Here is a 26,282-nt window from a genome sequence, read left to right as displayed (position 1 = left end):
CAGCAGTGATACCTTTCGATTATCTGACGCCTCGCACGCTCCAAGAGGCGATCCAGCTCCTGGACCCCGACGATCCTGACATTCGCCCGGTGGGTGGCGGAACGGCCGTCATGCTGATGATGAAAGCCGGCGTGTTGCGTCCAACGCGCCTGGTCAGCCTGAGCAAGGTCGAAGATGCGTACAGGCAGATCCAGGTGGACAGCGAGGGGACGCTTCGCGTTGGCGGGATGACGACCTTGGCCGAATTGGAACGCTCGCCGCTGGTGCTACGCGGCTGGCCCGTGCTCGCACGTGCCTTCAAGGCCCTGTCGAACATCCGGGTACGCAACGTCGCCACGATAGGAGGCAACCTGGCACACGGTGACCCGCACATGGACATGCCACCGGTATTGTCTGCGCTCGGGGCCAGAATCGTGGCACGCGGCCCATCCGGTGCACGAGAAATCGATGTCGAGCAGTTGTGCGTCGGCTACTACGAAACCGTACTCGCACGCAACGAGATCATCGCCGAGGTTGTCGTGCCGCCCATGCGCCAGCAGCGCGGCGCGTACCTCAAGGTGACGACCCGGGCGGCGCACGATTGGCCCGCCCTGGGCGTGGCGGTGACGTTGCAGTCCGAGGAGGATCTTATCCGCCAGGCCAGGATTGTCGTGGCGGCGGCCACCGACCGGCCCATCCGCCTGCTCACCGTCGAAGAGGCGTTGCGCGACGCCCGGTTCGATGAAGAAAGAATCCGGCAAGCCGCGTTGGCCGCAGCCGATGAACTGGATATCGCCAGCGATCAGCACGGTTCGGCACAATACAAGAGACATTTGCTGGGCATTTACCTGGGGCGCGCAGTGCGCGGGGCCCTGGCCGAGCAGGAAGGAGGCGCTTCAAATGAACAGCATTGACGAGCCCGGCCTGGCCCGTGCGCACGTAGGAAAATCCCGGCACCGGCTCGAGAGCCGGGCGAAGGTAACCGGCCGGGCGGACTATACGCACAACCTGGTGCTACCTGGCATGCTGCATGCCAAGATACTGCGCAGCACGGTCGCGCACGGAAGAATCGTATCCATTGACGCCTCCGAGGCGCGACAACTGCCCGGCGTGCATGCCGTGGTAACCGCCGACGACATCCTCAGGTTGATTCCCGAACCCTACTTCGGGCCGGCTTTCCATGACCAGCCTATCCTGGCGATCGGTAAAGTCCGCTACGTTGGAGAGCCGGTCGCGGTTGTCCTGGCGCAGGACCCCTACGTGGCTGAAGAGGCGTTGCATAGTATCCAGGTGGAGTACGACGAACTACTAGCGGTGTTCGATGAGGAAGAAGCCGCCAAGTCCGAGGTGATCGTGCACGAAGTCTTGAAGCCCGCCGGCACCTTTCCCGACCTCAAGCACCTGGCAGGCCAGCGCGATACAAACATCGCCCTGGACTTCACCGTACGAAAGGGCGACGTGGAGTCTGCCTTCGCCTCGGCCGACCACGTGTTCGAGCATACCTTCCGCACGCAGCAGGTCATGCATACCCCGCTCGAGCCCATGGTGACCCTGGCGGAGTTGACCGATGCCGGTATGACGCTGCATACGGCGTCCCAGAGTCCCTCCTTCGTCAGACTGGAGATCGCCCGGCTGCTGAACTGGCCCGAAGCCAAGGTGCGCGTGCGTACCGGCCTGTTGGGTGGTGGCTTTGGCGCCAAGCTATACATCAAGCTGGAGGCCTTGGCCGCAGCGCTCGTCTTGGTGGTCCGGCGGCCCGTCAGGGTGGCGCTGACCATGGAAGAGCAGTTCTATACGATCACCAAGCATGGCACCACTTTCAAGATTAAAACGGCCGTCACCGGCGAAGGCCGCATTACCGCTCGTCGATGTGAAGTGTGGTGGAACGGTGGCGCGTATGCCGACATTGGCCCGCGGGTGACACAGAAATCGGGGTTCACCGCCGCCGGGCCCTATGACATCGAAAGCGTCTGGATCGATTCGTACCAGGTCTACACCAACCTTCCACCGGCCGGAGCCTTCCGCGGCTTCGGCATCACGCAGATGGTATGGGCCTACGAGAGCCAGGCAGACATCATCGCGCGCGCGCTGAACATAGACCCCGTCCAGTTCCGACGCCTGAATCTGCTACGCGAAGGGCAGCCGCATGCGACCGGCACCGTAATGAAGGATGCTGCGCTGATCCAGGCACTGGAGCGCACCGCGGAACTGATGAAGTGGAACGAGCCCCAGGCCAAGGGAAAAGGCACGCTGCGCCGCGGCCGGGGCATCGGTATAGGCTTCAAGGCGCTGGTTGCTCCAACCACCTCGATGGCCATGGTCAACCTGTCGGCCGATGGCAGTTGCTTCATCTACTCCAGCACGGTGGACATGGGCCAGGCATCGGACACGGCAATGGCGATCATTGCGGGCGAAGTGCTGGACATCGAGCCAGACGCGATCCGCGTGATCCATCCTGACACCGATGTCACACCCTACGACATGGCGACCCTGGGCTCCCGCTCGACCTTCCATATGGGGCATGCGGTCCGTCTGGCGGCCGAGGATGCACTGGCCAAAATGCGCGCCCTGCAAACCGAGCTCGGCCTGCCCACCGCGGAAAAGCCCAATGCCGCACAGCTCTTGGTCACGCGCTACGGCATGCAGGCAGGAAACATCATAGGGATAGGCAGCTTCGTGCCCGAATACCTATCTCCGGACAAGCAGAGCGGCCAGTCCAGCAATATCACGCCCAACTGGATGGTGGGCGCGACAGGCGTGGAAGTCGAGGTCGATACCGAGACGGGCAAGTTCCGTGTGATGCGTATGCTCAACGTGGGTGACTGCGGTACGGCAATCAATCCCCGCATCGTCAAGACCCAGCTGTCGGGTGCAGCCATTATGCAGTTGGGTGCTGCGTTGTACGAGGAAATGGACTTCGACGAGAACGGGCAGTTGCGCAATGCCTCTTTCGCTGAATACAAGATCCCGGGCATCCACGACGTACCGCAAGTCTTCGACACGGAAATCGTCGATGCTTGCCAACACAACGGCCCCTTCGGTGCCAAAGGCGTGGGCGAGTCGGGCACCTTCGGCGTAGCCTCGGCGATCGCCTCGGCCATTGAGGATGCGGTTGGCGTACGCCTATACAGCATGCCCCTCAAGTACGAGTTGGTCTGCCAAGCGCTGCACGAACGCCAGCCCGCTCAGTCAAGGAAACAGTCATGAAGGGCCAGACGACCAGAATTCAATTCACGCTCAATGGCCTGCCGGTCGAGGCCGACATCCAGACACACCATAACGCGCTGGACGTACTGCGCAATGCCTTTGCGCTGTATGGCGCCCGAGAAAGCTGCGGCCAAGGCTTGTGCGGCTGCTGCACGATCATCGTCGATGGCAAGAGCGTCAGCGGCTGCCTGTATCTGGCCGCGGCGCTGGACGGATGCGAGGTGCGGACCATTGAGGATCTGGACGCCAGTGGCGAACTGCATCCCGTGCAGCAGGCGTTCATAGATTGTGATGCGTTCCAGTGCGGTTTCTGTACTTCAGGCTTCATCCTGATGAGTCAGCAACTGCTGGCCGAGAATCCCCAGCCAACGCCAACCGAAATCAAGAACTACCTCGCGGGCAACTTATGCCGGTGCGCAGCCTATCCCGAGATCATCGAGGCCGTGCAGCTTGCCGCGACCCGCATTAACGCTTCCAAAGAGGCTATGTAGTGCAACTCAAGGATCAACAAATCATCAACTTGCCGCTCGATACGGTCTGGGCGGCGCTGAACGATCCGGCCATCCTGCAGCAATGTGTGCCTGGCTGCGACACGTTCGAGCCTGCCGGTGAGAATCAGTACAAAGTCGTCATGAGGGTATCGGTCGGCCCCATTCAGGCTAAGTTCACAGGCAAGCTGCATTTGTCAGATATCGTGCCTCCGGAATCATACAAACTAAGCTTCGAAGGCTCGGGCGGCGCCGCTGGCTCAGGCAAGGGCGATGCCGCCGTGCAATTGATCGAAGTGCCCGAAGGCACCCGGCTGGAATACGCCGTTATGGCGACTGTTGGCGGAAAACTCGCCCAGGTCGGCACGCGCCTGATCAATGGAGTGGCCAAGAAAATGGCCGACCAATTCTTTTCGCGACTGAAGGCTCTGATCGAACCGATTCAGGCACCGACAGCTGCGTTGCTGTCCGACGTTGACGCAGGCCAAACGCAGGCGCCCGTCGGTGCGCCAGTGCCCAGGCAGTCCTTGCTATGGCCGGCTGTAGCAGGCGCGGCCGTCATTATCGGCCTCATCATCTATCTGAACTGATACATCGGGCTATACGGAAACGCGAATATGGAATTCATCAACGACCCCAACAACCCGCCCGCAGGGCACTATTCCCAGGCGGTCATCGCCAACGGCTTGGTTTTCCTGTCGGGGGTCCTGCCGGCTGCGCTCGCACCAGGCGACTTCGAGAACCAGGTTCGGCAGGTACTGGCCAAGGCAAACGAGATCCTGGTGCACGCGGGTAGCGCACTCGATCACGCCGTCCAGTGCACGGCCTACATCGTCGGGGTCGAGCACTGGCCTGACTTCAACCGTGTTTACATGGAAGTGCTGGGCCAGCACAAACCTGCCCGTACCGTGGTGCCGGTCACCGAGCTTCACTACGGAAGCCTGGTCGAACTGCAGGTTGTCGCGGCTCTTAGGCAGACCCGTTGAGCCGCTCCGGCGCGAGGCCAGTGCTATTGGGCGAACGGCGGCCGAACTTGCCCAGCGCCCACTCTTTGAAGTACCTAATCTTCGGGACTTCGGCCAAGTCCTTGCAGTAGCCGAGGTAATAGCTCACGCTGAGCCTGACCTTGTTATCGAAAGGTATGACCAGGGTGCCGCTGGCAAGCTCCTTCTGGATAATCCAGGAGCGGCCCATGCATATGCCAATGCCGGCCGTGGCTGCTTCCACCGGAAGACACAATCCGCTGAAACTGATCTCGTCTTTGAAGATCAGCGCCTCCGGACAGGTGTAGGACATCCAAGTAGCCCAGTCGTCCTCCACCAGGGGCGACACTGACCGTAGGATGGTGTGCTGGGTCAGGTCGCTCAGTTTCTTTAACCGGCCGGTAGCCAACAGGGAAGGGCTACATACAGGAAAGATATCGTCGGGCGGGAATGGGTGGATCACAAGATCGGGGATGGTATTCATGCCATACCCAATACACACGTCAAAGTCGTGCTCCTGGATGCGGTCTACGCCGATTACCGGCGTCAGGCGGATTTCGATAGCAGGATGCTTGTATTTGAAATCCTGCAGTTCGGGTACCAGACACCGGGACGCGAAGCTGGACAGGCAGGCGATATGCAGGCGCGAGCGGCGCTGATCGGATATCTCGTCGGCGGCCGTATCTAACATGACCAATGCGGGCTTGATCCGCCTCAGGTAGCTCATGCCGGTATCAGTGAGTGCGACCCGGTTAGTGCTGCGGTCGAACAACTGGGCGCCTACCAGCGTTTCCAACTCCTTGACCTGGTGACTGATCGCCGTTTGAGTCAGATTCAGCTCGCGAGCAGCGCGAGTGAAACTCAGGTGGCGGGCGGTGGCTTCGAATGCACGTAAGGCATTCAACTTCGGGAGGTACTTCGGCATTTTTGTCTCCTCCTGCAGCGATCTTTCAAACGCGAAGAAATTGGCCGACACGACAACACCGGCTCATCTTGGATAGTAGTCTGCGAGGAGAAAAACTTATAGCATGCCACTTCGCCAGCAAGCCGCAGATGTTTGGCAGATTGATGGAATTCATCGAGACCGCGATCATCACGAGGCGAGTGCAGACGAATTTACCGGCCGCCCGCCAGCCCCCATGAAAGATAGTCCCGCCGCTCTGCCGCGAGTTCCATCGAAAAGATGCTCTCTACCGAGGTGTAATCAGTGTAGCCAAGGCGAGCAAGCGGACGGATTTTCAGGATGTCGACCTTCCCATCGGAGCCGATGTACTCGTCCTGAATGTGTACACCGACGACGCGGCCGACGACGACATGATGCGTAGACTTCCAGTCGTTTCCGGGCAGCACCAGCGTCGTGTAGTAGGCACACTCAATGCTGATCGGGCTTTCTGCGACGCGAGGCGCCTTGACCATTCGTGATGGAGCTGGCGTGAGACCTACCGCTTTCATCTCGTCGATGTCGGAATCGACGATCTGCGCTGTCTCGTGCACGGCTTCGCGTAACGCATAGGATGCCATGTTGTAGACAAAGCATCCCGTTTCCTCTGCGTTGATGACCGAGTCTTTCCGGCCGCCATCCGGGAACTGTCCTCCACCTGAGAACATTAGGTATCCCGGCTCGTAGCCCAGGTTATTGAACTGGCTGTACGGTGCTAGATTGATGCGCCCTTGGCGGGACACGGTGGAGATCCAGCCGATCGGTCGCGGCACCATGCAACTCTTGTAAGGGGCATACGGCAGGCCGTGGTTGTTTTTGTCGGGTTCGTAGAACATTTAGCTTCCCATGCTTGCAAGGGAATTAGTGGGGCGCGATGCCGGCATCGCGCGCGAGCTTGGTCCACAGAATTTGCTCGCGAGCAAGAAAAGGCACGAACGTGGCGGGTGGCAGGTAACCGGGAATGACTCCCAGGGACTTCAGGCGAGCGTCGACCGTCGAGTCGTTGAGAACGGTCTTCATCTCGCGTGCTAGTGTGTCCACTACTTCGCCAGGCATGTGCACCGGTCCGAACACGCCGAACCATCCCATATTGTCGTTGCCCGGGCCGAGTACCTCGTTCATCGTGGGCACATCAGGCAAGATCGCCATGCGTTTTTCCGTGAGCACCGCGAGAGCACGTACCTTGCCCGATTCCACCGCACCAAGCCCGGTAGTAATGTCGACCACCATCGCATCGATGTGACCACCCAGCAGATCCTGCACACCTTGCGGGTTTCCTTTGTAGGGAACCGGGATCATCTCTCCGCCGACCGCGCGGCGCAGGGCTTCACCCCCGATCTGACCGCTGGAATTCCCGAAACCATAGCTCACCTTGCCCGGGTTGGACCGAGCACGCTGTACCAGCTCAAGAAGGGAGTCCACGGGCAATGACGGTCCCACGATCACCATCGATGGCAGGTCGGCGAGCTTCACCACGGGAGTAAAGTCCTTCTGGGGGTCGTACGGCACCTTATTGAGCAGGCTGCCAATGATCGAGTGAGTAGTGTTGGTGGTGAACAGAATCGTGTAACCATCGGGTGCGGCGCGCGCGGCCTGCGACGCGCCGATCGACCCGCTTCCACCCGGTCGGTTTTCCACCACGAAGGGCTGACCCAGCCGTTGTGTAAGGTACTCCGTAACGATGCGAGTGACGGTGTCGGTCACGGTACCAGGCGGAAAGGGCAGGATTACCGTAACGGGACGGTCAGGGTAGTCAGTCGCATGTGCGAGACAGGCGCCAGATGCGAGCACGAGTGACGCCAAGGCACGGGCGACACCTCGCGCGGAAGAGGAATGATTCACGGGGCTTGTCTCCTTTGACGCTTATATATGCGTCATTGCGCTGGCAGTTTAGGGCGCGTGGACTTTGCCTCCCAAATGACGAATTTTCATGACGGGATGACATTGTTGAATCGAGATGCCATGGGAACTTTATGAAAATCGTTGATAGCGATCGAAGTGGCGCTTCCCTGCATGCAGACAGCCCTTACGTGAGCAGCTTTGCACAGGAGTCATTCATTCTCTCAGCCGCCATTGCGCGGGAACGTGCGTGCCGGAACGATTTGGCGCCTCGTTCGGCTAAGGCTGAATACGACCAGTTGACGGCTACTACCCGAAATATTCGAGTAGCCACTCGGTGAATACCTTCACGCGTGGGAGGGCGCTCTTATCGGGGCGGCTCACCGCGTAGTAGGCAGAGTCGGACGGCAGTCGTACGCCGAACGGCTCAACCAGGCGCCCATTAGCGAGATCGTCCTTCACCAGTGAGCTGCGCCCGAGACCCACGCCTAGGCCCGCGCGTGTGGAAGCCATCGAGAAAAACAAGCCTTCGCAATAGATTTCGCCGCCGAACTCTGTTGATTCGTGGCCTGTGTGCTGCAACCAGGCGGGCCATTCGTCCGTAATGATGGGCGATACCGTACGCACGACGCTGTAATGGCGTAGATCTGCGGGCGTTTCCAGCTGCGGCCTGTTAGCCAGCAACTGTGGCGAACACACCGGGAAAATCTCTTCCTTCGAGATACGAGCCGACTCGAAACCGGGCCAATCGTTTGGGCCATGCCAGACTGCCACGTCGAAATCGCGCATATCGGGCCGTCCGGTAGCAGCGCTCGGCATCAACCGAAGCGCGATGCCGGGGTGCCTATTCTGGAAGTTCGGCAGCGCCGGTATCAAGCAAGTAAAGGCGAACGCACTCAAGCAGGTGATGTTCAGGCGATTCTCTCGCACCGACGATATGCCGTCGGTGGCGCTTGCGATCTGCGCCAGCGCCGGGCGGATCGAGTCGAGATACGCGCGTCCTTCTTCCGTAAGCGAGATGGCGCTTTGCTTGCGGGCGAACAGCTTCACCATGAGCAGCCCTTCAAGCTCCTTGATGCGATGGCTTATCGCGGTTTGAGTCAGGTTCAGCTCAACAGCGGCGCGCGTGAAACTGAGGTGCCGCGCTGTCGCTTCGAAGGCACGAAGAGCACTGAGCGAAGGAAGATGGCGTCCCATGGAAGCTGCTGATCTCCTGGTAAATACAGAAAATTCTATCGTTCATCCGGTGTGGCTCTTCCGAGCACCAAGTCTTGTCATGCGCCCATGTACCAATTTCATTGGCGGCCTTCGCGCATTGTTCGCATCATACAACTCACCACTAACCAAAGCAGGAGTGAATCAATGAGCGAACAGAAGCAATCCGTCGTGAAGGTCGAGAAATACAACGGCATCAGCACGATCTGGTTCAACCGCCCCCACAAGAAGAACGCCATGAGCCCAGAATTGCACGAGGCCATGGACCAGACGCTGATTGAGCTGGAGGAGGATCCTGATACAAAGATCGTCATAATCCGCGGGGCCGGCGGGAACTTCTCCGCCGGCCAGGATTTGAAGGAGTTCTTCCGCGGCATGGACAACAATCCGCTGAAGGCCAAGCACATGGCCGAAGTGGCGAATCGCTGGCGCTGGGAGCGCTTGTACAACTACGATAAGCCGACGATAGCCGTGATCGAGGGCTATTGCGTGGGAGGCGCGTTCATGCAGTTGTTGGCAACGGACTTTGCCGTCGCCGCCGACAACGCACAATTCTCGTTGGCAGAGGTGAACTGGGGCATCCTTCCCGGAGCACTCGTGGGCAAGGTGGTCGCTGACGCCGTGCTCTACCGCCATGCGCTTTACCATGCGTGCCTGGGTGAAGCCTTTCCGGCCGAGGAGGCCGTTCGCATTGGCCTGATCAACTACGCAGTGCCGAAGGAGAAGTTGGATGCCGATGTGGAGAAGCTGGCCAAGCGTCTGATGGAGAAGAGCCCGGCCGTGCTGCGAGCCACCAAGCAGGCGATGCGCGTGGTTCGCACCATGTCCTTCGACCAGGCCTACGACTATCTGCTGGCGAAGAACACCGCTATCCGCGTGAACGACCCGGAGGAATCGTACAAGACCGGCCTATCGCAGTTTATCGACAAGAAGTCGTACAAACCGGCGCACGGGCCTTTCCAGCTGGGCACTCTGCTGGCGCACAACAAATGATGCCCAACGTATGAGCGATTCAGCGCATCATGATACGAGTGCCGCCGGCCCTCTGGGCGGGGTCCGAGTAATCGAACTCACCACTATGATCACCGGCCCTCTGGCCGGGATGATGCTAGGGGATTGGGGTGCGGACGTGGTGAAAGTGGAGAATCCGAGCGGCGGGGATCCCTTCCGCAGCTTCCGCGACGGCATGTACAGTCCGCACTTTTGTGCGTACAACCGCAACAAGCGCAGCGTGGTGCTAGATCTCCAATCCGGAGAAGGCCACGCAGCGTTGAGTGAGTTGCTGCGGACTGCCGATGTGCTGCTGGATAATTACCGCCCAGGGGTGATGCAGCGACTCGGCTTGGATGACCAGACGCTCGCCACGCTAAATCCGCGTCTGGTCCGCTGCAGCATCACGGGATTCGGGCCTCAGGGGCCCTACGCCGAACGGCCCGCCTACGATGCGATTACACAGGCTGTAAGTGGCATGTCGAGTCTCTTCGTGCAACCGGACGACCCACGCCTCACCGGCCCCACCATTAGCGACAATGTAACGGGCCAGTACGCTTGTCAGGGCATCCTGGCGGCGCTGTTCGAGCGCGAGAAGACGGGGCGTGGCCGGCGCATCGATGTCAATATGCTCGAGGCTACGCTTGCCTTCATGCCTGACCCGTTTGCCTATTACACGCAGATGGGCCTAGTGTCGGATCCCTACTTGCGGGTCCATACGTCGCAGTCCTTTGCCTTCACGTGCCGTGACGGCAAGCTGCTGGCGGTGCACCTGTCGTCCCAGGCCAAGTTCTGGGAAGCATTCGTTCAGGCCATCGGGTGCCCCGAACTACTGGGCGACGAGCGCGTGGCGACACGCGCGCAGCGCATCGCCAACTACGAGTTCCTGCGCGGCTATGCCGCCAAGTTCATTGGTATGCGCCCGCGCCAACATTGGATAGACGTTTTCGTCAACGCTGACGTTCCCTGCGCGCCTATCTATAGCGCTACCGAGGTCTTCACGGATCCCCAGGTCCAGCATCTCGACAGCTTCATGACGTTGAACCATCCTCGAATGGGCGACGTCGTTTCGATCCGGCGGCCAGTCTACCTGGATGGCAGCCGTCGCGAGCAGCCGCAGCGGCCTCCCCCCCTGCTCGGCGAACACACCGCTGAGGTGCTGGCCGAAGTCGGCATCACCTTCCCCGAGAACAACAAGGAGCAAGTATGACCACCGACATCAGCCGGATGCGCGAGTATGGGCTATTCATCGACGGACAGGAGGTGCCAGCTTCCCACTCGATGAAGAGCCTCAACCCCTACAACGGGCAGCCCTGGGCCATCGTGCCCGATGGCACCGAGGAGGAGGTGGACCACGCTGTCGCCGCCGCTCGCCGCGCGTTCGATACCGGTCCATGGGGGAGAATGACGGCGCAGCAGCGTGGCGCCCTCATGCGCAGCCTTGCCGACATCATCAAGCGAGACGCCGAGGAACTGGCCCGCATCGAGAGTACCGACAACGGCAAGCTCTATCGCGAGATGCTGGGCCAATGGCAGTACTTGCCAGAGTATTACTACTACTACGCTGGAATGGCCGACAAGTTGCAGGGCGACACCGTGCCGTCGGATCGGCCAAACTTCTTCATCTACACCCGGCGCGAAGCACTGGGCGTGGTGGGCGCGATCACGCCCTGGAACTCGCCCATGTTGCTGCTTACCTTCAAGCTGGCGCCTGGCCTGGCGGCGGGTTGTACGTTTGTCGTGAAGCCCTCCGAGCACACATCGGTGTCCACGCTGGAATTCGCCAAGCGGATGACGGAAGCAGGATTTCCGGATGGCGTGTTCAACGTCGTGACGGGTATGGGCCATGTCGGCGCCGCACTCGTCAAGCATCCCGGCGTGGACAAGATCGCCTTCACCGGCGCTACCGAGACCGGCAAAGTGATCGCGGCCGGAGCCGCACGCAACCTGACACGAGTTTCGCTGGAGCTGGGAGGCAAGTCGCCCAATATAGTGTTCGAGGATGCCGACCTAGACGTGGCGGCCAACGGCGTCATTGCCGGAATCTTCGGCGCTACTGGGCAGACCTGCATGGCGGGTTCGCGGCTGCTGGTGCAAGAAAGCGTGCACGACGAGTTGCTAGAGAGAATTGTCGGGCGCACGCGCGAAATCCGCCTCGGTGACCCGATGGCAGCCGAGACCGAGATGGGACCGGTCGCCAATCAGCCGCAGCTCGACAAGGTACAGGAGTACCTTGAAGTCGCCTTGAAGGATGGAGCCAAGGTCGCTTGTGGCGGCAAGTTAGACCCGATGTTGGGCGGTCTGTTCGTGCAGCCCACGGTGCTGATCGACGTTACTAACGATATGCGCATCGCGCGAGAGGAGGTGTTCGGTCCCATTCTGTCGGTAATTCGCTTCAAAGACGAAGCCGATGCCGTGCGCATTGCCAATGACACGCGGTTCGGATTGGCCGCGGCGGTATGGACGCAGAACGTGCACCGCGCGCATCGCGTAGCCCATCAACTGCGGGCGGGCACGGTCTGGATCAACGCCTACCGCGTGGTGAGCTACGCGACGCCTTTCGGCGGTTACAAGGAGAGCGGCATAGGACGCGAGAACGGCATGGACGCGATCCGCGAGTACACGGAGACCAAATCGGTGTACGTGGAACTCACTGGGCAGCCACGAGATCCATTCACGCTCGGGTAATCCCGAGAACGCCAGGCCACGTGTCGACCCCGTTGCACGGCATGTGCCAAAAAGAAAAGCAAACAAAGGAGACACAGCATGCATTTACTCAAGACGGCCCTCGCGGGTCTGGCACTATTCGTGACAGGGACGGCCTGGGCACAGCACTTCGCCGGCCATGACGTGACGATGATCGTCAACTACACGGCAGGCGGGCCTACCGATATCGAAGCCCGCATGGTGGCTCAGTTCTTGCCTAAGCACTTGAAAGGCGTACGCAGCATTGTGGTTCTTAATGTCGGCGGCGCAGGTGGCAACATCGGGGTGAACCAGCTCGGCGCTAGCGATGACAAGTACACCTTCGGCTTCTTCACCTGGGATCCGGTAGATCAAATCGTCGAAAACAAGGCCTTGCGCGTCAAGTATAACGACCTGAAGTTCGTCGCCGGTTTCCAGCAAGTGGCCTTGACGTACGCACGCAATGACACAAAACCAGGACTCAAGAAGCCAGCTGACATTGTCAAGTCGCCGCTCGTCCGCGTTGGCGCTCTTTCACCCAGCAATCACCAGACGACGCGTATGCGCCTGGCATTCGATCTGCTTGGCGTGAACTATGAGCTCATCCCGGGCTACCGTGGACTTCGTGACATCGAGATGGCAGTGCACCAAGGTGACATCAATGTCGCAGGTACGTCGTTGCCAGGCTGGTACGCGACAGTCAAGCCAAACATGGCGGACTCCGGAATCGTCATGCCGCTCTTTCAGTTCGATTCCGACCTAGGCAACGGCAAGCTGGATCGCAATCCAGACCTGCCGGACATGCCGAGTTTCCTTGATGTGTACAGGGACGCGAAAGGTGCGAACGCTATGCCGAGTGGTCAGCGCTGGGAGTCGATGCTTATGTTGGGCCGAATCATGGATGCGATGTATAGAACGGTCTTCATGACGCCCGCGGCGTCGCCGGAAGCGGTGCATGAAATGCGGCAGGCATTCGAAGGACTAGCCAAGGATTCGGACTTCATCGCTCAGTACGAGCGCATAGTCAAGACCAAGCCGCGTGTCCTGGTGGGCGAGAAGGGCGAGGATATCATCGGCGAGCTCGGCCGGATCTCGCCTTCGCAATTGGCTTTTTTGCGCGACTACGTGGAAGCAGCGAGGTAAACACTCATGGATTTCGAACTTCCCGAAGAGATGAAGATGCTGCAGGAAACCTTGCGGCGCTTTGTTGACAAGGAGCTGATTCCGATCGAGCGCACGGCGCAATCAGGCTCGGACCTGAAGCCGGCGCTACGCGAGGAGCTCTCGGCCAGGACGCGGGAAATGGGTTTGTGGCACTTTGCGACTCCGGTCGAGTATGGCGGCCAGGGACTGGGCATGCTGGCACGCGCAGTGGTGTGGGAGCAGATGGGCCGCACGATTGCGCTGCCCACGCGCAAGTGGCAGGTGTTCGGACCAGAACCCAGCCCGACGCTGTACTTGCTTGACGAAAGGCAGAAGCCAGAGTACTTGCTCCCGGTGATCCATGGCCAGAAGACCGATTGTTTCGCGCAAACTGAACCCGACGCGGGCGGCGACCCCGCTGCCATGAGGACTAGCGCCATCCGAGACGGCGACGACTACATCATCAACGGCAGCAAGCGGTTCATTACCTCGGGCGACACCGCTTCGTTCGCACAGGTGATCGCCAAGACCGACAAGAATCGGGGCAACCATGGCGGCATCTCGGCGTTCCTCGTCGATATGAATACGCCTGGGATCAAGGTGGTGCGCAAAGAGCAGACCATGATGGACGACGAACCCTGCGACATCCTTTTCGACAATGTTCGAGTCCCTGCCTGGAAACGCATCGGTGCGGAAGGGGATGGCTTCAAAGTGGGCCAGGCCTGGATCAATCAAGGCCGCGTCCGGCATGGTGCCCGTGCGCTCGGAGTAATGGAGCGCTGCATAGAGTTGGGGGCGAAGTATGCGAAGCAGCGCGTCACCTTCGGCAAGCCGCTCGCCGAACGTCAGGCAATCCAGTGGATGTTGGTGGACAGCTACATGGCGCTGCAAGCACTGCGGTTGATGGTGTATCGCACTGCGGATAAGTACGACCGCGGCGAGGACGTACGCTACGATGCCTACATCATCAAGATGCAGGGCGATCGCCTAAGTTGGGAATGCGCCGACAAATGCCTACAGATCCATGGTGGCGCGGGCCTAACCAAGGATCTTCCTGTCGAGAAGTTCTGGCGCGACCAGCGTAGCATGATGATCACCGAAGGTCCGGAAGAGATTCTCAAGAGTGCGCTGGCCCGCCGTGTGTTCGAGCTGTACGTATGAACAGAGAAGCATGAAGTGATGGCGCTGGGCCGCGCTGAAGTTGTCCGGTGACCGAAAGCGGCCAATTCAATTCACTGCGGCTCAAGCTTCGGCCCCTCACAATAGCCGCGTATTTCTTCATCTCACTGCGAAAGTAATCCCCCGTCTCCTTCGGGTCTTTCAGCCAGATACTGTTGCCTTGCGCGTCCATGGCCTTTTTGACTTCCGGGTCTGTAAACGCGGTACGCAGGTAGCCGTGGATGGTCCGAACCTTCGATTCCGGAAGTTCCTTGGGAGCAATCACGGCAAACCATCCCGACGCGTCGTAATCCGGCAGGCCTTGTTCGCGTAGCGTCGGCAGGTCGGGTAGCATCGCGCTGCGTTCTGTACCGCAAGCGCCTACGGCCCGCAGCGCACCGCTTTTGAGATTGCCGATCATGGACGGCAGCGAAAGCACGCCGAATTGCACTTGGCCGCCTGTGGCCACGAAGAAAGCTAGTTCAATAATGTAGGGGGGTTGCCGCGCCGACCCGCACGCTTGACCGCCGCCAAGGAAAATGACCAATGCCGAACGAGGCCAGCATCAAGACAATCCGCAGCAAGACGCCGGAATCAGCCGCCATGGTGGACAACGCCAGGCGGGCAATGGCGATCACTGCCGCGCTCAACCGTTTGACGTTCAACGACGCAGATGAAGTCCGGGCCTTGTTCAGCGAACTCATCGGAAAAAAGGTAGACGACAGTTTCCTGCTCATCCCGCCGTTCTATACCGCCGGCGGAGAAGAGATCCGCGTCGGGCATAATGTCTTCGTCAATCAAAACTGCACGTTCTATGATCTTGGCGGGCTCGATATCGCCGACGATGTCATGATCGGGCCGAATGTGAACATCATCACGACAAGCCATCCCCTTGATCCTTCGCAGCGCCGCGCCACCACGCTTGGCAAGCCCATCGTGATCGAGAGAAACGTCTGGATCGCGGCCGGTGCAACGATCATCGGCGGGGTGACGATAGGCGAAAACTCGGTTGTGGCCGCGGGCTCGGTCGTTACCAAGAGCGTTCCCCCGAATACCCTGGCCGGAGGAAATCCGGCGCGGATCATCCGTTCGATTGCCTGCGGCGCGCGTAGTTAAGCACCACCACCAAACCTGCCGCCACCGAAAACAAGTGCTTGATCGTATGGCCACTAAGGTAGGCGAAGTCCTGGAAAATCTGGTGGTCCAGTAATTCAGCGGCCTTGGCCAGTGCATAGAACCCGATAGCCGCGGCGAAATATAAGCGCTCTCTGGGGGGCGTCTTGTTCTGCCATTGCAGCAGCGGAATCAGCAAGAGCGGCATGAACTGCACATACAGGTAAGGGCGCAGGTCGCCTGCCTGGTTGTTGTCCGTGTACCACCACCAGATCACACTGACGACCGCAATAATGGCCCATAACCTGTCGACCCAGCGGCCATCGCCCAGGGTCTCCCGCCACACGGCCGACAAAATGCCCGCGCATGCCAGGGCAATGGGCAGGCGATCCCAGATCAGGCGGGCATTGTCCGGCAGCAGGTGATACCAGCCCGAACCAAACGCCGTGAGTATCAAGGCGAATGAAAACAAGCCGTAGCCCGGGCGAATGGCGTCCAGCGCAGGGTTGTTGCGGCTATGCAGCACAAGCGCCAAACCATACCAGCCCACTACCGCAAACCCCAGGTTGGACAGGACATCCGCCGCGTTGGGAATGCCCAGCCAGGACCGGTGATCGGCAAAGTCATGGTAGTGCTCAAGCTGCGCAATCGGCCCGTACCAGGCAAGCCCGGCTGCCACCAGCACCACCACTGCCCAGGGCAGCACATGGCGTGTATCGATATAAGCCTTGAAGCCGGAACCGGCTTGTGCTGGATCTGATTGAATGCTCATGCAGATTCACTCCCGGCGTACGGGTTGGCTTGGCCCATTGCCGCATGCCAACCGCATTGTTGTGCGATTTTAAATTGTCTTGGCAACTTTCCGCCGATTTTCTCCTGACATAGAGCTGATAGCCTTCGCCGGTGGGTTCTGTAGCCCTACAAACAGGGGATCAATGTGTCTACGCAGCCGACCTGCCTTTCCGGGCTGATTGCTGTCCTGGCATTACTGGCGTTCCAGTCTGCGCCCGGCAACGCCCAGCAACTTGACGGCGAACGTCTCTTTCGGCAGCGCTGCGCCGCCTGCCACGCTATCCAGCCTGGACAGAATCGCGTCGGGCCCACCTTGTTCGCGGTGCTGGGGCGCGCAGCGGGCAGCGTAGCGGGCGCCCGGTACTCAGAGGCCATGCGGCGCTCCGATGTGGCGTGGGACGAGCAGGCCTTGGATAAGTTTCTCGCCAATCCTCTTCGGCACACTCCTGGCACCACCATGAGCGTTGCGGTTCAAAACCCGAATGAGCGGAAAGCGCTCATCGATTTCTTGGCAACACTGCGCTGACGCGGCATCCGTGCCCGGCTATTCATTCGAAGGAGCAAACATGGCTAGCGTGACCATCAATGGACGGCCTGTCGACGTACAAGCCCGTCCTGAAACACCACTGCTATGGGTATTGCGAGAACATCTGGGCCTGACCGGTACGAAGTTCGGCTGTGGCGCGGGGGTCTGCGGGGCCTGCACCGTGCACCTCGATGGCGAGGCCATTTTCGCGTGCCAGACGCCATTGGAAGCCGTGGCCGGACGGTCTGTTACCACCATCGAAGGCCTTTCGCCGAGCGATGAACATCCCTTGCAGAAGGCATGGATCATCGAACAAGTTCCACAGTGCGGATACTGCCAATCCGGGCAGATCATGCGTGCCGCCTCGTTGCTTCGAGCCAACCCTGAGCCGAGCCGCGAGGAAATCATCGACGCCATGGCTTCCAATCTGTGTCGCTGCGGCACTTACCACCGCATCGTCCGGGCCATCGAGCACGCCGCAAAAGGGGCGCAATCATGAAGGCCGCCGTCGGTGTGTCGCGACGAGACTTCCTTCGCTCGGCAAGCGTATTGAGCTTTGCCATCATGGCCGAGGGAGCCGTCCAGGTCTTTGCAGGAAAAGCCTATGCCCAGGATGCCGCGCCGAAACCGGCGAACGCCTGGGTGACGATCAACGCGGATGATGAAATCACGATCCGTTTCGCGTCGACCGAAATGGGCCAAGGTGTCATGACATCCCTGCCGATGATCCTGGCTGAGGAAATCGATGCGGATTGGTCGAAAGTCAGTGTAGAGCAGATCGACAAGGGCGCCGAAAGTACCTACGGCAATCCCCAGACCGGCGGATTGCTGTTTACTGCGGGAAGCTCTTCCGTCGCCGGATATTTCGACATAATGAGGCGTGCCGGCGCCGGTGCGCGCCGGATTCTTATTTATTCTGCCGCCGCGGCCTGGAGAGTTCCGGCTGGCGAGGTCACGACCGAGCCAAGTGCGGTGGTGCATCCGTCAAGCGGCCGTCGAATGACGTTCGGCGAGGTGGCGGCCCTGCCCAGGATCGTCGACAAGGTTCCCGGAATTGCCGATTCGGACCTCAAGCCCCGGTCTGCGTATCGCTTGATCGGCACCAATCTTGAGCGTCGCGACATTCCAGGGAAAGTCCGGGGCGACGCGGTTTACTCGATCGACGTGCGGCTGCCGGGCATGGTCTACGCTGCCCAGTTGCACCCTCCGGTCGAGGGCGAGGTGCCGCTGGCCGTGTCCGGTGCCGAGGCAAAGGCCCTGGATGGCGTGGTCGATGTGATCAAGCTGGCTCACTCTATTGTCGTCGTGGCTGAACGCTGGGAAACGGCGCTGCAGGCGCGGGATCTCTTGAAAGTCGAATGGAGCACCGAGTCGCCGTTTCGCTCGGCAAACAGTGAAACCGAGCTTGCTGCAACAGTGGCGGCCGTCAACGATGCGCAACGTGCCGCGACAGCATGGGAAGCACGCGGGGATGCCGCAACGGCCTTCAATGGCGGCCGTCACCGGCGCCTGACAGCCAATTTCACCACCGAATACATCTACCATGGGCAGATGGAGCCGCTGAACGCAGTAGCGGCCGTCGACGCCGATGGCAAGGGCGCCGAAATCTGGCTTGGTACTCAAAGCCAATCTGTTTCCGTTGCAGCGGCGGCGCAGGCATTGCAGACCACCCCTGACCGGATCCGCTTCCACGCCATGCAGATGGGAGGATCGTTCGGGCGTAGAACTTTCTTCGCGCGCGACAATCTGCGCGATGCATTAATGATATCGCGGCAGGTAAAGCGGCCTGTCAAGCTGATGTGGACGCGTGAAGACGACGTCAAGAATGGCTGGCTTCGTCCGGCCACTGCCCATAAGCTGCAGGCAGCCTTGGACGAAAACGGTCGTGTCGTGGCATTTCACCATCGCGTCGCCAGCCCCTCGATTCTGGCCTATGCCGCGCCATCGCGCTGGCAGCACGCCAAGAATCGCGATGTGCTGGTAATGGAAGGAACGGAAAGCACTGACTACGATATACCCGACCTACTCGCCGACCATGTGATTCTTGAACGAGGCTCACGCGTTTCGGCATGGCGGGGTATCGGTTGGGGGCCAAACTGTTTTGCGCGTGAATGTTTCGTGGACGAACTCGCTGAAGCGGCCAACAGCGACCCGGTGGCATTCAGGCACAGCCTGCTCGCGAAAAGTGCGCGCGGCCGGGCGGTATTGGATGCGGTTGTCTCGATGTCGAACTTCGGCAATGCGCCCAGTGGCCGGGCCCACGGGCTTGCATTCGCTGGTTATAAAACCACTGTCGGGGCCGGCGTCGCCGAGATTTCGATAGATCGCGAATCGGGGCAGATCCGCTTGCACCGATTCTGGGCCGCTGTCGATCCCGGAATGGCCATTCATCCGAAGAATCTCGAGGCGCAGGCCGAGGGCGGCATCATCTTTGGCCTTTCTGGCTTGCTGAAGGAACGAGTCACCATCATCCAAGGCCAGATTCAACAAAGCAATTTTTATGACTACGAGCCCCTGCGCATCCATGAGGTTCCGCAGATTGAAGTCCGGATTGTCGAATCCGACGCCAATCCGTCCGGGGCAGGCGAGATCGGCGTACCGATGACGGGGGGAGCCGTCGCCAATGCCGTCTACGCGTTGACGAAGAGACGCCTGCGCGATATGCCGTTCACTCCCGAGCGGGTCAAGGCTTTGCTCGACGCATGACTACTGTAATGGCGCAATGACGTGAAAGCGCCTGTGCCTGGCAATGTGCAGGTATGATCGGCTACAGCCGCCGCCCTGGCGGCGGCCATACGAGCATCGCGGATAATCATCTCATCACGCTTTGAAAAGCTGGTCCATCGTGAAAGCACCAAGTCGCTTGATAAGGGCGCTGTTTTGCGGCGCAGTGGGTGTTGCGGCGTTGCTGGCTGCCACTGCTTGCGCGGTAAGAGATCAGGCAGGCCACGCGCCGCGCCAGGTCTCGTTCGATACCTATCGGCAAGATGCCCTCCAGACGTTGCAACAACGGCGCGTCCGTCAAGACGGCGATTTCGCGCTCGAGCTCGCCTGGAACGCGCCTCGGGAATGGCGCCCTGCGGGGCAGCCCCACCGGGGTGTGTTGCTGGTTCATGGGCTGGGAGACTCTCCCTGGTCCTTTCACGATATTGGCCAGCAATTGGCCGCGCAGGGGTTTCTGGTTCGCGCGGTCTTGCTGCCCGGTCATGGAACGCGCCCGGAAGATCTGCTGGACGTAACGCTTGAAGATTGGCGCCGTGTGGTCGACGAGCAGGCCGAGGCGTTGCGCCGCGAGGTCGAACAGGTCTACCTGGGAGGCTTTTCAACAGGCGCCAACCTGGTTGTCGATTATGCCTATGCGCACCCCGACGTGGCGGGGCTGCTTCTCTTTTCACCGGCCTTCATGTCGAATAGCGCCTACGACTGGTTGACCCCGCTTATTGCGTGGGCCAGGCCCTGGCTGCGCGAGCCGGACGATACTCGACCGCTGCAGAATGCCGTGCGCTACATGACGGTTCCGACGAATGGTTTCGCGCAGTTCTATCGCAGTAGCCGGCAGGCGCGCCAAGCGTTGCGCGGTGCGCCCTATGGCAAGCCTGTCTTGATGGTGGTGGCCGAACATGATTCGGTGCTTGATACGGCATACTTGTCGAAAGTGTTCAATTCCCGTTTCACTCATCCAGCCAGTCGGCTGATCTGGTACGGCAACGACGACGGCCAGCTTGGCCGGGACCAGCGCGTACTGGTCCGGACGGACCGTCTTCCCGAACTGCAGATCAGCCAGTTTTCCCATATGGGCTTGTTGTTTTCGCCTAGCAACAAGCTCTATGGCACGACGGGAAGCCTGCGCCTTTGCTGGAACGGGCAGAGTGAAGCGGCGCGGGTCGCCTGCCAGCAAGGTGGCCCTGTCTGGTTCTCGGACTGGGGCTACCAGGAAGAAGGAAAGGTCCATGCGCGCCTGACCTTCAACCCGTATTTCGATTGGCAAAGCGACGTGATGAGGCAGGTTCTGAAAACGCCCGATTGACCTCTAACGGACATATGCTGTGAAATTGCTGCGGTTGCACGGTGTCCACCAACTACTGGCCTCTTATGGACCGCTTTCTTGCATTGCAGTTATTCAACCGTATCGTTGAACTCGGCAGCTTCACAGAAGCCGCGGAAGTGCTGGAAATTCCGCGCGCGACTGCCACCCACGCGATCAAGAAGCTCGAGAGCCGGCTGGGAGCGCGACTGCTGGATCGCACGACACGCCAGGTAAAGCCGACCCTGGATGGGCAAGCCTTCTACGAACGCAGCAAGCGGGTTCTGGCCGAACTCGAAGACGCCGAGTCTTCAATAAGCACTCATATCGCCAATCCTCATGGAACCTTGCGGCTGGATGTGCACGGTGCGCATGCGACGATGATCATCCTGCCGCGTATCGGCGAGTTCAGGGCGCGTTATCCAGATATCAACGTGATTCTCAGCAGCGGCGACCGCCTGGTCGATCTGGTCAAGGAAGGCATCGATTGCGTAGTGAGGGCGGGACGGCCGCGCGACTCTTCGCTGGTCATCAGGAAGCTTGCAAGCCTGCAAGAGATTATCTGCGCCAGCCCCGATTACCTGGCTCGATACGGCGCACCCAAGCATCCCCAAGAATTGGAACAGCATCAGGGAATCGGTTTTTTTTCGCGAGGCAATGATTACCGCTATCCGTTTTCCGTCATCGTAGACGGCAAACTGCAAGAGTTCGAGGCCAGCGGCTGGATCTCTGTCAGCGATGCCGAATGTTATACAAGTGCTGCGCTAGCCGGCTGCGGGCTGATCCAGGTGCCGCGCTTTCGATTGGAAGAGCATCTGAAGGCGGGGCGGCTGGTCCAGGTCTTGTCGGAATGGGCCTGCCCAGACTTGCCCATCTGTGCCCTCTATCCCTCTCATCGCCAGCTATCCCCTAGGGTCCGTGTCTTCGTGGACTGGCTGCGCGATCTCTATGCTGAAAAATTCGACGGCTGATCCAGCAACCGATGTCCACCTGTGGCCGGCAGCGGCCGACGTGCAATGTCCAACCATTTCTTGTCCATGCCTCGCAATCCCATCGGGGACACCGGCTGCGCTTCATGGCGTAGCCGCTGCTGCTGCCTGCCGGTGAATTCGATCCGGCGTTGCCGCCATCGCCGGTTCAGATAGCCATCCGCCAGGCTTGCGGGCTAAGGCCATAAATCGGCTTATCAACGCGCCAGTGGAACGCTATGATGGGCTGTTGCCGCCTATCATGGCGTTTCTTCCGGTTGGCGTAGAGGAAACCGCAATGCCATCTGGCGCGGCCTGTTTATCCCCAAGGGGCGATCATGAAAGACCTGGCTCCGATCGATGCGTTTTTTGACGAAGCCACCCAGACCGTAACCTATCTGCTTGCCGATGCCGCGACGCGCCAGGCGGTGGTCATCGATCCTGTACTCGATTACGATCACGCGTCGGGTGAGGCATCCACTGCATCGGCCGATCGCGTGCTCGATGCCGCGCGGCAAGCAGGGCTGGCAATCGCCTGGGTGCTCGAGACACATGTGCATGCCGACCATCTCAGCGCGGCCCCCTATATCAAGCAGCGCACGGGCGCCCGGGTCGGTATAGGCGAATATGTACGCCAGGTACAGAACGTCTTTCGGCCAATATTCAACCTGGAATCGGTATCGGGCGACGGCAGCGAGTTCGACCGCCTGTTTAGCGACGGCGATGTGCTTGCCATCGGCAGCCTGGCCGTCGAAGTCATCCATACTCCGGGCCATACACCCGCCTGTGTGTCGTACAAAATAGGCGACGCCGTCTTCGTGGGCGATACGCTGTTCATGCCTGACTACGGCACGGCTCGTGCCGATTTCCCGGGTGGCTGCCCCCAGGGCTTGTATCGTTCGATCCGGCGCCTGCTGGCCTTGCCCGGGCACACCCGTCTTTACATGTGCCACGATTACAAGGCCCCGGGCCGCGATACCTATGCCTGGGAAACCACTGTTGCGCTACAGCGCATGCACAACGTGCATGTGCACGACGGGGTGACGGAAGACCAGTTCGTGGCGATGCGCCGGCAACGCGACGCCACGCTGTCGGCCCCCAGGCTGATGCTGCCTTCCATCCAGGTCAATATCCGGGCGGGCCGCTGGCCACAGGCCGAGGCCAATGGCGTGCACTATCTGAAAATTCCCATGCGCAGCGCCGGCAGCGCGCTGTCTTGATGGTGATGGGCCCACGCGCGGCGCGGGCCTTGTCCGGTTGCATCAGGCAGGGCGGGCCGTGCGCCCGGGCGTGCCGGAATCGCCACGCGGTTCGCGCGGCAGGAACACCAGTACCAGCAGCGTGCATGCGCCCGCGCAGATAAAGGCGTAATCGTAGCGCCCGCTGACCGCAACAAACGCCGCGAAAGCCGTGGGCGCCAGCATATTGATCAGGTTGACCAAGATGCTGGATCCCGCCGCCGTTTCCGAAATCAAATGGGATGGCGATCGCCGCGCGACTTCCGCGATCTGTACGCCGTTCCAGCTTGCCGCCGAACAACCCGCAATAAACGCCAGCAAGATAACCGTCCATAGCGGCCATTCAGGGTTGGTCAGCCCCAGCAGCGCCGTCGTAGCCGCCGAAAATATTGCCGCGATCGACAATGTGGCGGTGGCCGAACCCAAGCGGTCCGACAACCAGCCCAAGGCAATACGGCCAATCACGCCACCGGCCTGCATCACGGCGAACACCATCCCGGCCAGGCCCAGGGAATAGCCCAGGCCGTCTATCAGGTAGATCACCGTGAAGGTGAACCAGCAGCTTTGCGACACGGCAAACAAGCTACCGACTAGCGATATCTTCAGCAGGCCGCGGCTGCGCATCAACGAAGCCAGCGGCACGCTCAGCGTGCGCAGGGACTGCAAGGTCGGGATGGGGGACGCGACGCGCTTCTTTGCCGGGGTTTCATCCAGGCCGGCGCTTAGCCGCCAGGTCAGCCCGGTTGGCAGTATCACGATAAGCGCGCAGATAAAAAGGGCAATACGCCATCCGGCCAAGGCCACCACCGCGGGAACCAGCAGCCCCGCAATCACGCCGCCCAAAGGCACTCCGGCCTGTTTGATCGAAAACATCAGATTGCGCATGCCTGGCGGCGAATACCGCTGCAGGACTTCGCTGCCGGCCGGATTGGCGGCGCCATTGCTCAAGCCCATGGCAAAGCAGGCCACCAGGGCGATTCCCAGGCTGGGATACAACAAGAACGCCATGCAAGCGGCGCCCAGGACCAAGGTAAGTTGCAGGGTGCGCATGCCGCCTATCTGCCTGAGCATGGCCGAGCCCGCAACCAGGATGGCGAGCCCTCCCAGGGAATTGCTGGCGGTCAGGTAACCGATGGAACTGCCACTCCAGCCGAACTCGATAGCCATTGCCGGGGCAATGATGGGAATAAGCCGGGTCAAGAATGACGAGGTGGTCTGCAGGGTGAAAATTGCCGCTACAGGCATAAGCCAAGCAGGTGCTGCGGTGGTCATTGAGTCTCTTGGGTCATTCTTGTCGGGGTGTGTGGCCAGATCCAGGCTGGAACAGGGCGGTTCATTCCAGATGGGGATGACGATCCGCAAGGCGTTGGCGGCGCTGCCGCAGTGCCTCGAGTTTTTCTTCCATCGTCGCGATCTCGGTCTCGATATCCGCCAGGCTTTCCTCGATATGCTCGTACGCTTGCTTCAGCAGGGCCTTGGCCTCGTGGGGGCTGGACGCGTTCGGCGTATCGCCTCGCATCGGCCGATTTGCCGTCTCGGGAAGAAAGAACGACGTAATGAGGCCGATCGCGGCTGCCACCATCAGATAGAAGGCGGGCATCATCAAGTTGCCGGTTTCCTCGACCAGCCACGCGGACACGGTGGGAGTCAGGCCGGCGACGATGATCGCGATATTGAAAGAACTTGCCAGCGCGCTGTAGCGGATGCGCGTCGGGAACAGCGCCGGCAGCGTGGACGCCATTACGCCGGTCAGGCAGTTCAGCAACACCGCGATGAACAGCAGGCCCAGGAAAATCAGGCCAGTATTGTCGCTGCCGATGAATTTGAACGCGGGCAGCGCCAGCAACAGCAAGCCGATGCTGCCGACCAGCAGAAAGGGCTTGCGGCCAATCTTGTCGCTGGCAAAGCCTACGACGGGCTGCACGAACAGCATCCCTATCATGACCACCACGATGATCAGCACGCCGTGCTCTTCGGAATAGCCCAGGCTGCGCGACAGATAGGTGGGCATATAGGTCAGCAGCATGTAATAGGTGATGTTCGTCACCAGGACCATGCCTATGCAGATCAGCAATGCCTTGCGGTACTTGGAAAATATCTCGCGAAAGGATACCGTCGGCCGCTCTTGCAAGGCGTCGCGGTCTTCCTTTGCCATCTTTTCCAGTTGCTGCGTGAACGCGGGCGTTTCTTCGGCGGCATGGCGCAGATACAGGCCCAGCAGCCCCAGCGGCCCGGCTACGAAGAATGGCACGCGCCAGCCCCAGTCCAGGAAGGTCGGTTCGCTAAGCATGGTTTGCAGAAGCACCACCATTCCCGCGCCCAGCACGAAACCGGCAATAGAGCCGAAATCCAGCCAACTGCCCAGGAACCCGCGCTGGCGGTCGGGCGCATACTCGGCAACGAAGATCGCCGCGCCCGTGTATTCGCCCCCCACTGAAAAACCCTGGGCCAGTTTGCACAACAGCAGCAGGATAGGCGCCCACAAGCCGATGGTGTGATATGACGGAATCAGCCCGATGCAGAAGGTACTGATCGCCATGATGATGATGGTGAGCGACAGCACTTTCTGCCGGCCAAAGCGATCGCCCATCACGCCGAAAAAGACACCGCCCAGGGGGCGAACCAGGAACGGCACCGAGAATGTGCCCAGCGCGGCGATGGTCTGGACCGCGGGCGAGGCATCCGGGAAAAACACCTTGCCCAGCGCGAAGGCGACAAAACCATAGACGCCGAAGTCGAACCACTCCATCGCATTGCCCAGTGCGGCGGCCGTCACGGCCTTCTTCAGCTTGGTATTGTCGATGACGGTAATGTCGTCGATCTGCAAGGGCCGGGCTTGTTGTGACGCTGCGGATGTTTCGGTCATGAATCTGCTTCCCGTGGTGTGCAAGGCATGATGATTGCGGACATGAAACCATTGCTCGGCCAGCCTGCCTTTGACCCGATAAGGGGCTGGCGGCTGAATCTGGCGTCTTCGATCGGTAGCTCTCTTTC

General features: G+C 60.2%; 25 protein-coding genes. 17 read left to right on the top strand and 8 right to left on the bottom strand.

Translation table 11 applies throughout. The features are described 5' to 3' along the window. Positions 1-5: 5 nt before the first annotated feature. The 5 genes from KW845_RS18205 to KW845_RS18185 are packed head-to-tail and all read left to right on the top strand — an operon-like array spanning position 6 to position 4,660. Positions 6-893 carry a xanthine dehydrogenase family protein subunit M gene (locus KW845_RS18205; protein ID WP_218370742.1) on the top strand — a complete coding sequence of 296 codons (888 nt, stop codon included), beginning with the start codon at positions 6-8 and terminating at the stop codon, positions 891-893. After that, positions 880-3,186 (top strand): xanthine dehydrogenase family protein molybdopterin-binding subunit, encoded by a 2,307-nt coding sequence (locus KW845_RS18200; RefSeq protein ID WP_218370741.1) that lies wholly within the window; start codon positions 880-882, stop codon positions 3,184-3,186. The genes KW845_RS18205 and KW845_RS18200 overlap by 14 nt, the downstream gene beginning before the upstream one ends. Continuing rightward, complete coding sequence (locus tag KW845_RS18195; RefSeq protein ID WP_218370740.1) at positions 3,183-3,677, top strand: (2Fe-2S)-binding protein; 495 nt, start codon at positions 3,183-3,185, stop codon at positions 3,675-3,677. Before KW845_RS18200 ends, KW845_RS18195 begins: the two co-directional genes overlap by 4 nt. Next, positions 3,677-4,264 (top strand): carbon monoxide dehydrogenase subunit G, encoded by a 588-nt coding sequence (locus KW845_RS18190; RefSeq protein ID WP_218370739.1) that lies wholly within the window; start codon positions 3,677-3,679, stop codon positions 4,262-4,264. Before KW845_RS18195 ends, KW845_RS18190 begins: the two co-directional genes overlap by 1 nt. 27 nt (positions 4,265-4,291) lie before the next feature. Further along, positions 4,292-4,660 carry a RidA family protein gene (locus tag KW845_RS18185; RefSeq protein WP_218370738.1) on the top strand — a complete coding sequence of 123 codons (369 nt, stop codon included), beginning with the start codon at positions 4,292-4,294 and terminating at the stop codon, positions 4,658-4,660. On the opposite strand, the gene KW845_RS18180 is transcribed toward KW845_RS18185, so the two are convergent. From KW845_RS18180 to KW845_RS18165, 4 genes are all read right to left on the bottom strand, one after another. Further along, positions 4,644-5,582 carry a LysR substrate-binding domain-containing protein gene (locus KW845_RS18180; protein ID WP_218370737.1) on the bottom strand — a complete coding sequence of 313 codons (939 nt, stop codon included), beginning with the start codon at positions 5,580-5,582 and terminating at the stop codon, positions 4,644-4,646. The genes KW845_RS18185 and KW845_RS18180 overlap by 17 nt on opposite strands. A 191-nt stretch (positions 5,583-5,773) precedes the next feature. Further along, complete coding sequence (locus KW845_RS18175; RefSeq protein WP_218370736.1) at positions 5,774-6,433, bottom strand: flavin reductase family protein; 660 nt, start codon at positions 6,431-6,433, stop codon at positions 5,774-5,776. Between the two features lie 25 nt (positions 6,434-6,458). After that, complete coding sequence (locus KW845_RS18170) at positions 6,459-7,301, bottom strand: tripartite tricarboxylate transporter substrate binding protein (protein ID WP_218370735.1); 843 nt, start codon at positions 7,299-7,301, stop codon at positions 6,459-6,461. Between the two features lie 444 nt (positions 7,302-7,745). Further along, a complete protein-coding gene (locus tag KW845_RS18165) occupies positions 7,746-8,633 on the bottom strand; it encodes a LysR substrate-binding domain-containing protein (protein WP_218370734.1) in 888 nt (295 codons plus the stop codon). A 165-nt stretch (positions 8,634-8,798) separates the two neighbouring features. Between KW845_RS18165 and KW845_RS18160 the strand changes: the two genes are divergently transcribed. The 5 genes from KW845_RS18160 (at position 8,799) to KW845_RS18140 (ending at position 14,630) form a co-directional block, all read left to right on the top strand. Beyond that, a complete protein-coding gene (locus KW845_RS18160) occupies positions 8,799-9,644 on the top strand; it encodes a p-hydroxycinnamoyl CoA hydratase/lyase (protein ID WP_218370733.1) in 846 nt (281 codons plus the stop codon). 10 nt (positions 9,645-9,654) lie between these two features. After that, the gene (locus KW845_RS18155) at positions 9,655-10,851 is read left to right on the top strand and encodes a CaiB/BaiF CoA-transferase family protein (protein ID WP_218370732.1); all 1,197 of its coding nucleotides are present in this window, start codon (positions 9,655-9,657) and stop codon (positions 10,849-10,851) included. Between the two features lie 17 nt (positions 10,852-10,868). Then, on the top strand, positions 10,869-12,329 hold the full coding sequence (locus tag KW845_RS18150; RefSeq protein ID WP_218371422.1) for an aldehyde dehydrogenase: 1,461 nt from the start codon (positions 10,869-10,871) through the stop codon (positions 12,327-12,329). 78 nt (positions 12,330-12,407) lie between these two features. Beyond that, entirely contained in the window at positions 12,408-13,469 is a 1,062-nt protein-coding gene (locus tag KW845_RS18145) for a hypothetical protein (protein WP_218370731.1), read from the top strand. A 6-nt stretch (positions 13,470-13,475) separates the two neighbouring features. Next, on the top strand, positions 13,476-14,630 hold the full coding sequence (locus tag KW845_RS18140) for an acyl-CoA dehydrogenase family protein (protein WP_218370730.1): 1,155 nt from the start codon (positions 13,476-13,478) through the stop codon (positions 14,628-14,630). Here KW845_RS18140 and KW845_RS18135 read toward each other — a convergent pair. Next, complete coding sequence (locus tag KW845_RS18135; protein ID WP_370628249.1) at positions 14,587-15,078, bottom strand: tripartite tricarboxylate transporter substrate-binding protein; 492 nt, start codon at positions 15,076-15,078, stop codon at positions 14,587-14,589. The two genes, KW845_RS18140 and KW845_RS18135, sit on opposite strands and share 44 nt — an antisense overlap. A gap of 95 nt (positions 15,079-15,173) precedes the next feature. Here KW845_RS18135 and KW845_RS18130 point away from each other — a divergent pair, with 95 nt between their 5' ends. Further along, positions 15,174-15,743 (top strand): sugar O-acetyltransferase, encoded by a 570-nt coding sequence (locus KW845_RS18130; RefSeq protein ID WP_218370729.1) that lies wholly within the window; start codon positions 15,174-15,176, stop codon positions 15,741-15,743. Here KW845_RS18130 and KW845_RS18125 read toward each other — a convergent pair. Next, positions 15,709-16,512, bottom strand: a complete 804-nt coding sequence (locus tag KW845_RS18125; RefSeq protein WP_218370728.1) for a hypothetical protein — start codon at positions 16,510-16,512, stop codon at positions 15,709-15,711. The two genes, KW845_RS18130 and KW845_RS18125, sit on opposite strands and share 35 nt — an antisense overlap. 165 nt (positions 16,513-16,677) lie before the next feature. On the opposite strand from KW845_RS18125, the gene KW845_RS18120 reads away from it, so the two are divergent. From KW845_RS18120 to KW845_RS18095, 6 genes are all read left to right on the top strand, one after another. Continuing rightward, positions 16,678-17,058: a c-type cytochrome gene (locus KW845_RS18120; RefSeq protein WP_218370727.1), complete on the top strand. Its 381-nt coding sequence runs from the start codon at positions 16,678-16,680 to the stop codon at positions 17,056-17,058. A gap of 40 nt (positions 17,059-17,098) precedes the next feature. Continuing rightward, the gene (locus tag KW845_RS18115; RefSeq protein WP_218370726.1) at positions 17,099-17,557 is read left to right on the top strand and encodes a (2Fe-2S)-binding protein; all 459 of its coding nucleotides are present in this window, start codon (positions 17,099-17,101) and stop codon (positions 17,555-17,557) included. Continuing rightward, positions 17,554-19,764, top strand: coding sequence for a molybdopterin cofactor-binding domain-containing protein (locus KW845_RS18110; protein ID WP_218370725.1), 2,211 nt, complete (start codon positions 17,554-17,556; stop codon positions 19,762-19,764). The genes KW845_RS18115 and KW845_RS18110 overlap by 4 nt, the downstream gene beginning before the upstream one ends. Positions 19,765-19,885: 121 nt before the next feature. After that, complete coding sequence (locus tag KW845_RS18105; protein ID WP_255592739.1) at positions 19,886-21,085, top strand: carboxylesterase; 1,200 nt, start codon at positions 19,886-19,888, stop codon at positions 21,083-21,085. Positions 21,086-21,150: 65 nt separating this feature from the next. Next, a complete protein-coding gene (locus KW845_RS18100) occupies positions 21,151-22,053 on the top strand; it encodes a LysR family transcriptional regulator (protein ID WP_218371419.1) in 903 nt (300 codons plus the stop codon). A gap of 335 nt (positions 22,054-22,388) precedes the next feature. Further along, the gene (locus tag KW845_RS18095) at positions 22,389-23,270 is read left to right on the top strand and encodes an MBL fold metallo-hydrolase (RefSeq protein ID WP_218370724.1); all 882 of its coding nucleotides are present in this window, start codon (positions 22,389-22,391) and stop codon (positions 23,268-23,270) included. A gap of 42 nt (positions 23,271-23,312) precedes the next feature. On the opposite strand, the gene KW845_RS18090 is transcribed toward KW845_RS18095, so the two are convergent. Further along, positions 23,313-24,533 (bottom strand): MFS transporter, encoded by a 1,221-nt coding sequence (locus tag KW845_RS18090; RefSeq protein WP_255592737.1) that lies wholly within the window; start codon positions 24,531-24,533, stop codon positions 23,313-23,315. 88 nt (positions 24,534-24,621) lie between these two features. Beyond that, positions 24,622-26,154 carry a glycine betaine/L-proline transporter ProP gene (gene proP / locus KW845_RS18085; protein WP_218370722.1) on the bottom strand — a complete coding sequence of 511 codons (1,533 nt, stop codon included), beginning with the start codon at positions 26,152-26,154 and terminating at the stop codon, positions 24,622-24,624. Positions 26,155-26,282: the final 128 nt, after the last annotated feature.

The sequence above is a fragment of the Bordetella sp. BOR01 genome (assembly GCF_019218885.1).
Taxonomy (GTDB): domain Bacteria; phylum Pseudomonadota; class Gammaproteobacteria; order Burkholderiales; family Burkholderiaceae_B; genus Bordetella_A.
Note: the sequence above shows the minus strand (reverse complement) of the source record. Positions and strands in the feature narration are given on the sequence as shown.

What these genes read in the sequence shown, in the direction of transcription:
- KW845_RS18125 (WP_218370728.1), bottom strand. Translation starts at nt 16,512, where the DNA reads ATGAGCATTCAATCAGATCCAGCACAAGCCGGTTCCGGCTTCAAGGCT.
- KW845_RS18165 (WP_218370734.1), bottom strand. Translation starts at nt 8,633, where the DNA reads ATGGGACGCCATCTTCCTTCGCTCAGTGCTCTTCGTGCCTTCGAAGCG.
- KW845_RS18130 (WP_218370729.1), top strand. Translation starts at nt 15,174, where the DNA reads ATGCCGAACGAGGCCAGCATCAAGACAATCCGCAGCAAGACGCCGGAA.
- KW845_RS18145 (WP_218370731.1), top strand. Translation starts at nt 12,408, where the DNA reads ATGCATTTACTCAAGACGGCCCTCGCGGGTCTGGCACTATTCGTGACA.
- KW845_RS18140 (WP_218370730.1), top strand. Translation starts at nt 13,476, where the DNA reads ATGGATTTCGAACTTCCCGAAGAGATGAAGATGCTGCAGGAAACCTTG.
- KW845_RS18160 (WP_218370733.1), top strand. Translation starts at nt 8,799, where the DNA reads ATGAGCGAACAGAAGCAATCCGTCGTGAAGGTCGAGAAATACAACGGC.
- KW845_RS18155 (WP_218370732.1), top strand. Translation starts at nt 9,655, where the DNA reads ATGAGCGATTCAGCGCATCATGATACGAGTGCCGCCGGCCCTCTGGGC.
- KW845_RS18090 (WP_255592737.1), bottom strand. Translation starts at nt 24,533, where the DNA reads ATGCCTGTAGCGGCAATTTTCACCCTGCAGACCACCTCGTCATTCTTG.
- KW845_RS18095 (WP_218370724.1), top strand. Translation starts at nt 22,389, where the DNA reads ATGAAAGACCTGGCTCCGATCGATGCGTTTTTTGACGAAGCCACCCAG.
- KW845_RS18115 (WP_218370726.1), top strand. Translation starts at nt 17,099, where the DNA reads ATGGCTAGCGTGACCATCAATGGACGGCCTGTCGACGTACAAGCCCGT.
- KW845_RS18180 (WP_218370737.1), bottom strand. Translation starts at nt 5,582, where the DNA reads ATGCCGAAGTACCTCCCGAAGTTGAATGCCTTACGTGCATTCGAAGCC.
- KW845_RS18200 (WP_218370741.1), top strand. Translation starts at nt 880, where the DNA reads ATGAACAGCATTGACGAGCCCGGCCTGGCCCGTGCGCACGTAGGAAAA.
- KW845_RS18100 (WP_218371419.1), top strand. Translation starts at nt 21,151, where the DNA reads ATGGACCGCTTTCTTGCATTGCAGTTATTCAACCGTATCGTTGAACTC.
- KW845_RS18185 (WP_218370738.1), top strand. Translation starts at nt 4,292, where the DNA reads ATGGAATTCATCAACGACCCCAACAACCCGCCCGCAGGGCACTATTCC.
- KW845_RS18175 (WP_218370736.1), bottom strand. Translation starts at nt 6,433, where the DNA reads ATGTTCTACGAACCCGACAAAAACAACCACGGCCTGCCGTATGCCCCT.
- KW845_RS18150 (WP_218371422.1), top strand. Translation starts at nt 10,869, where the DNA reads ATGCGCGAGTATGGGCTATTCATCGACGGACAGGAGGTGCCAGCTTCC.
- KW845_RS18195 (WP_218370740.1), top strand. Translation starts at nt 3,183, where the DNA reads ATGAAGGGCCAGACGACCAGAATTCAATTCACGCTCAATGGCCTGCCG.
- KW845_RS18110 (WP_218370725.1), top strand. Translation starts at nt 17,554, where the DNA reads ATGAAGGCCGCCGTCGGTGTGTCGCGACGAGACTTCCTTCGCTCGGCA.
- proP (WP_218370722.1), bottom strand. Translation starts at nt 26,154, where the DNA reads ATGACCGAAACATCCGCAGCGTCACAACAAGCCCGGCCCTTGCAGATC.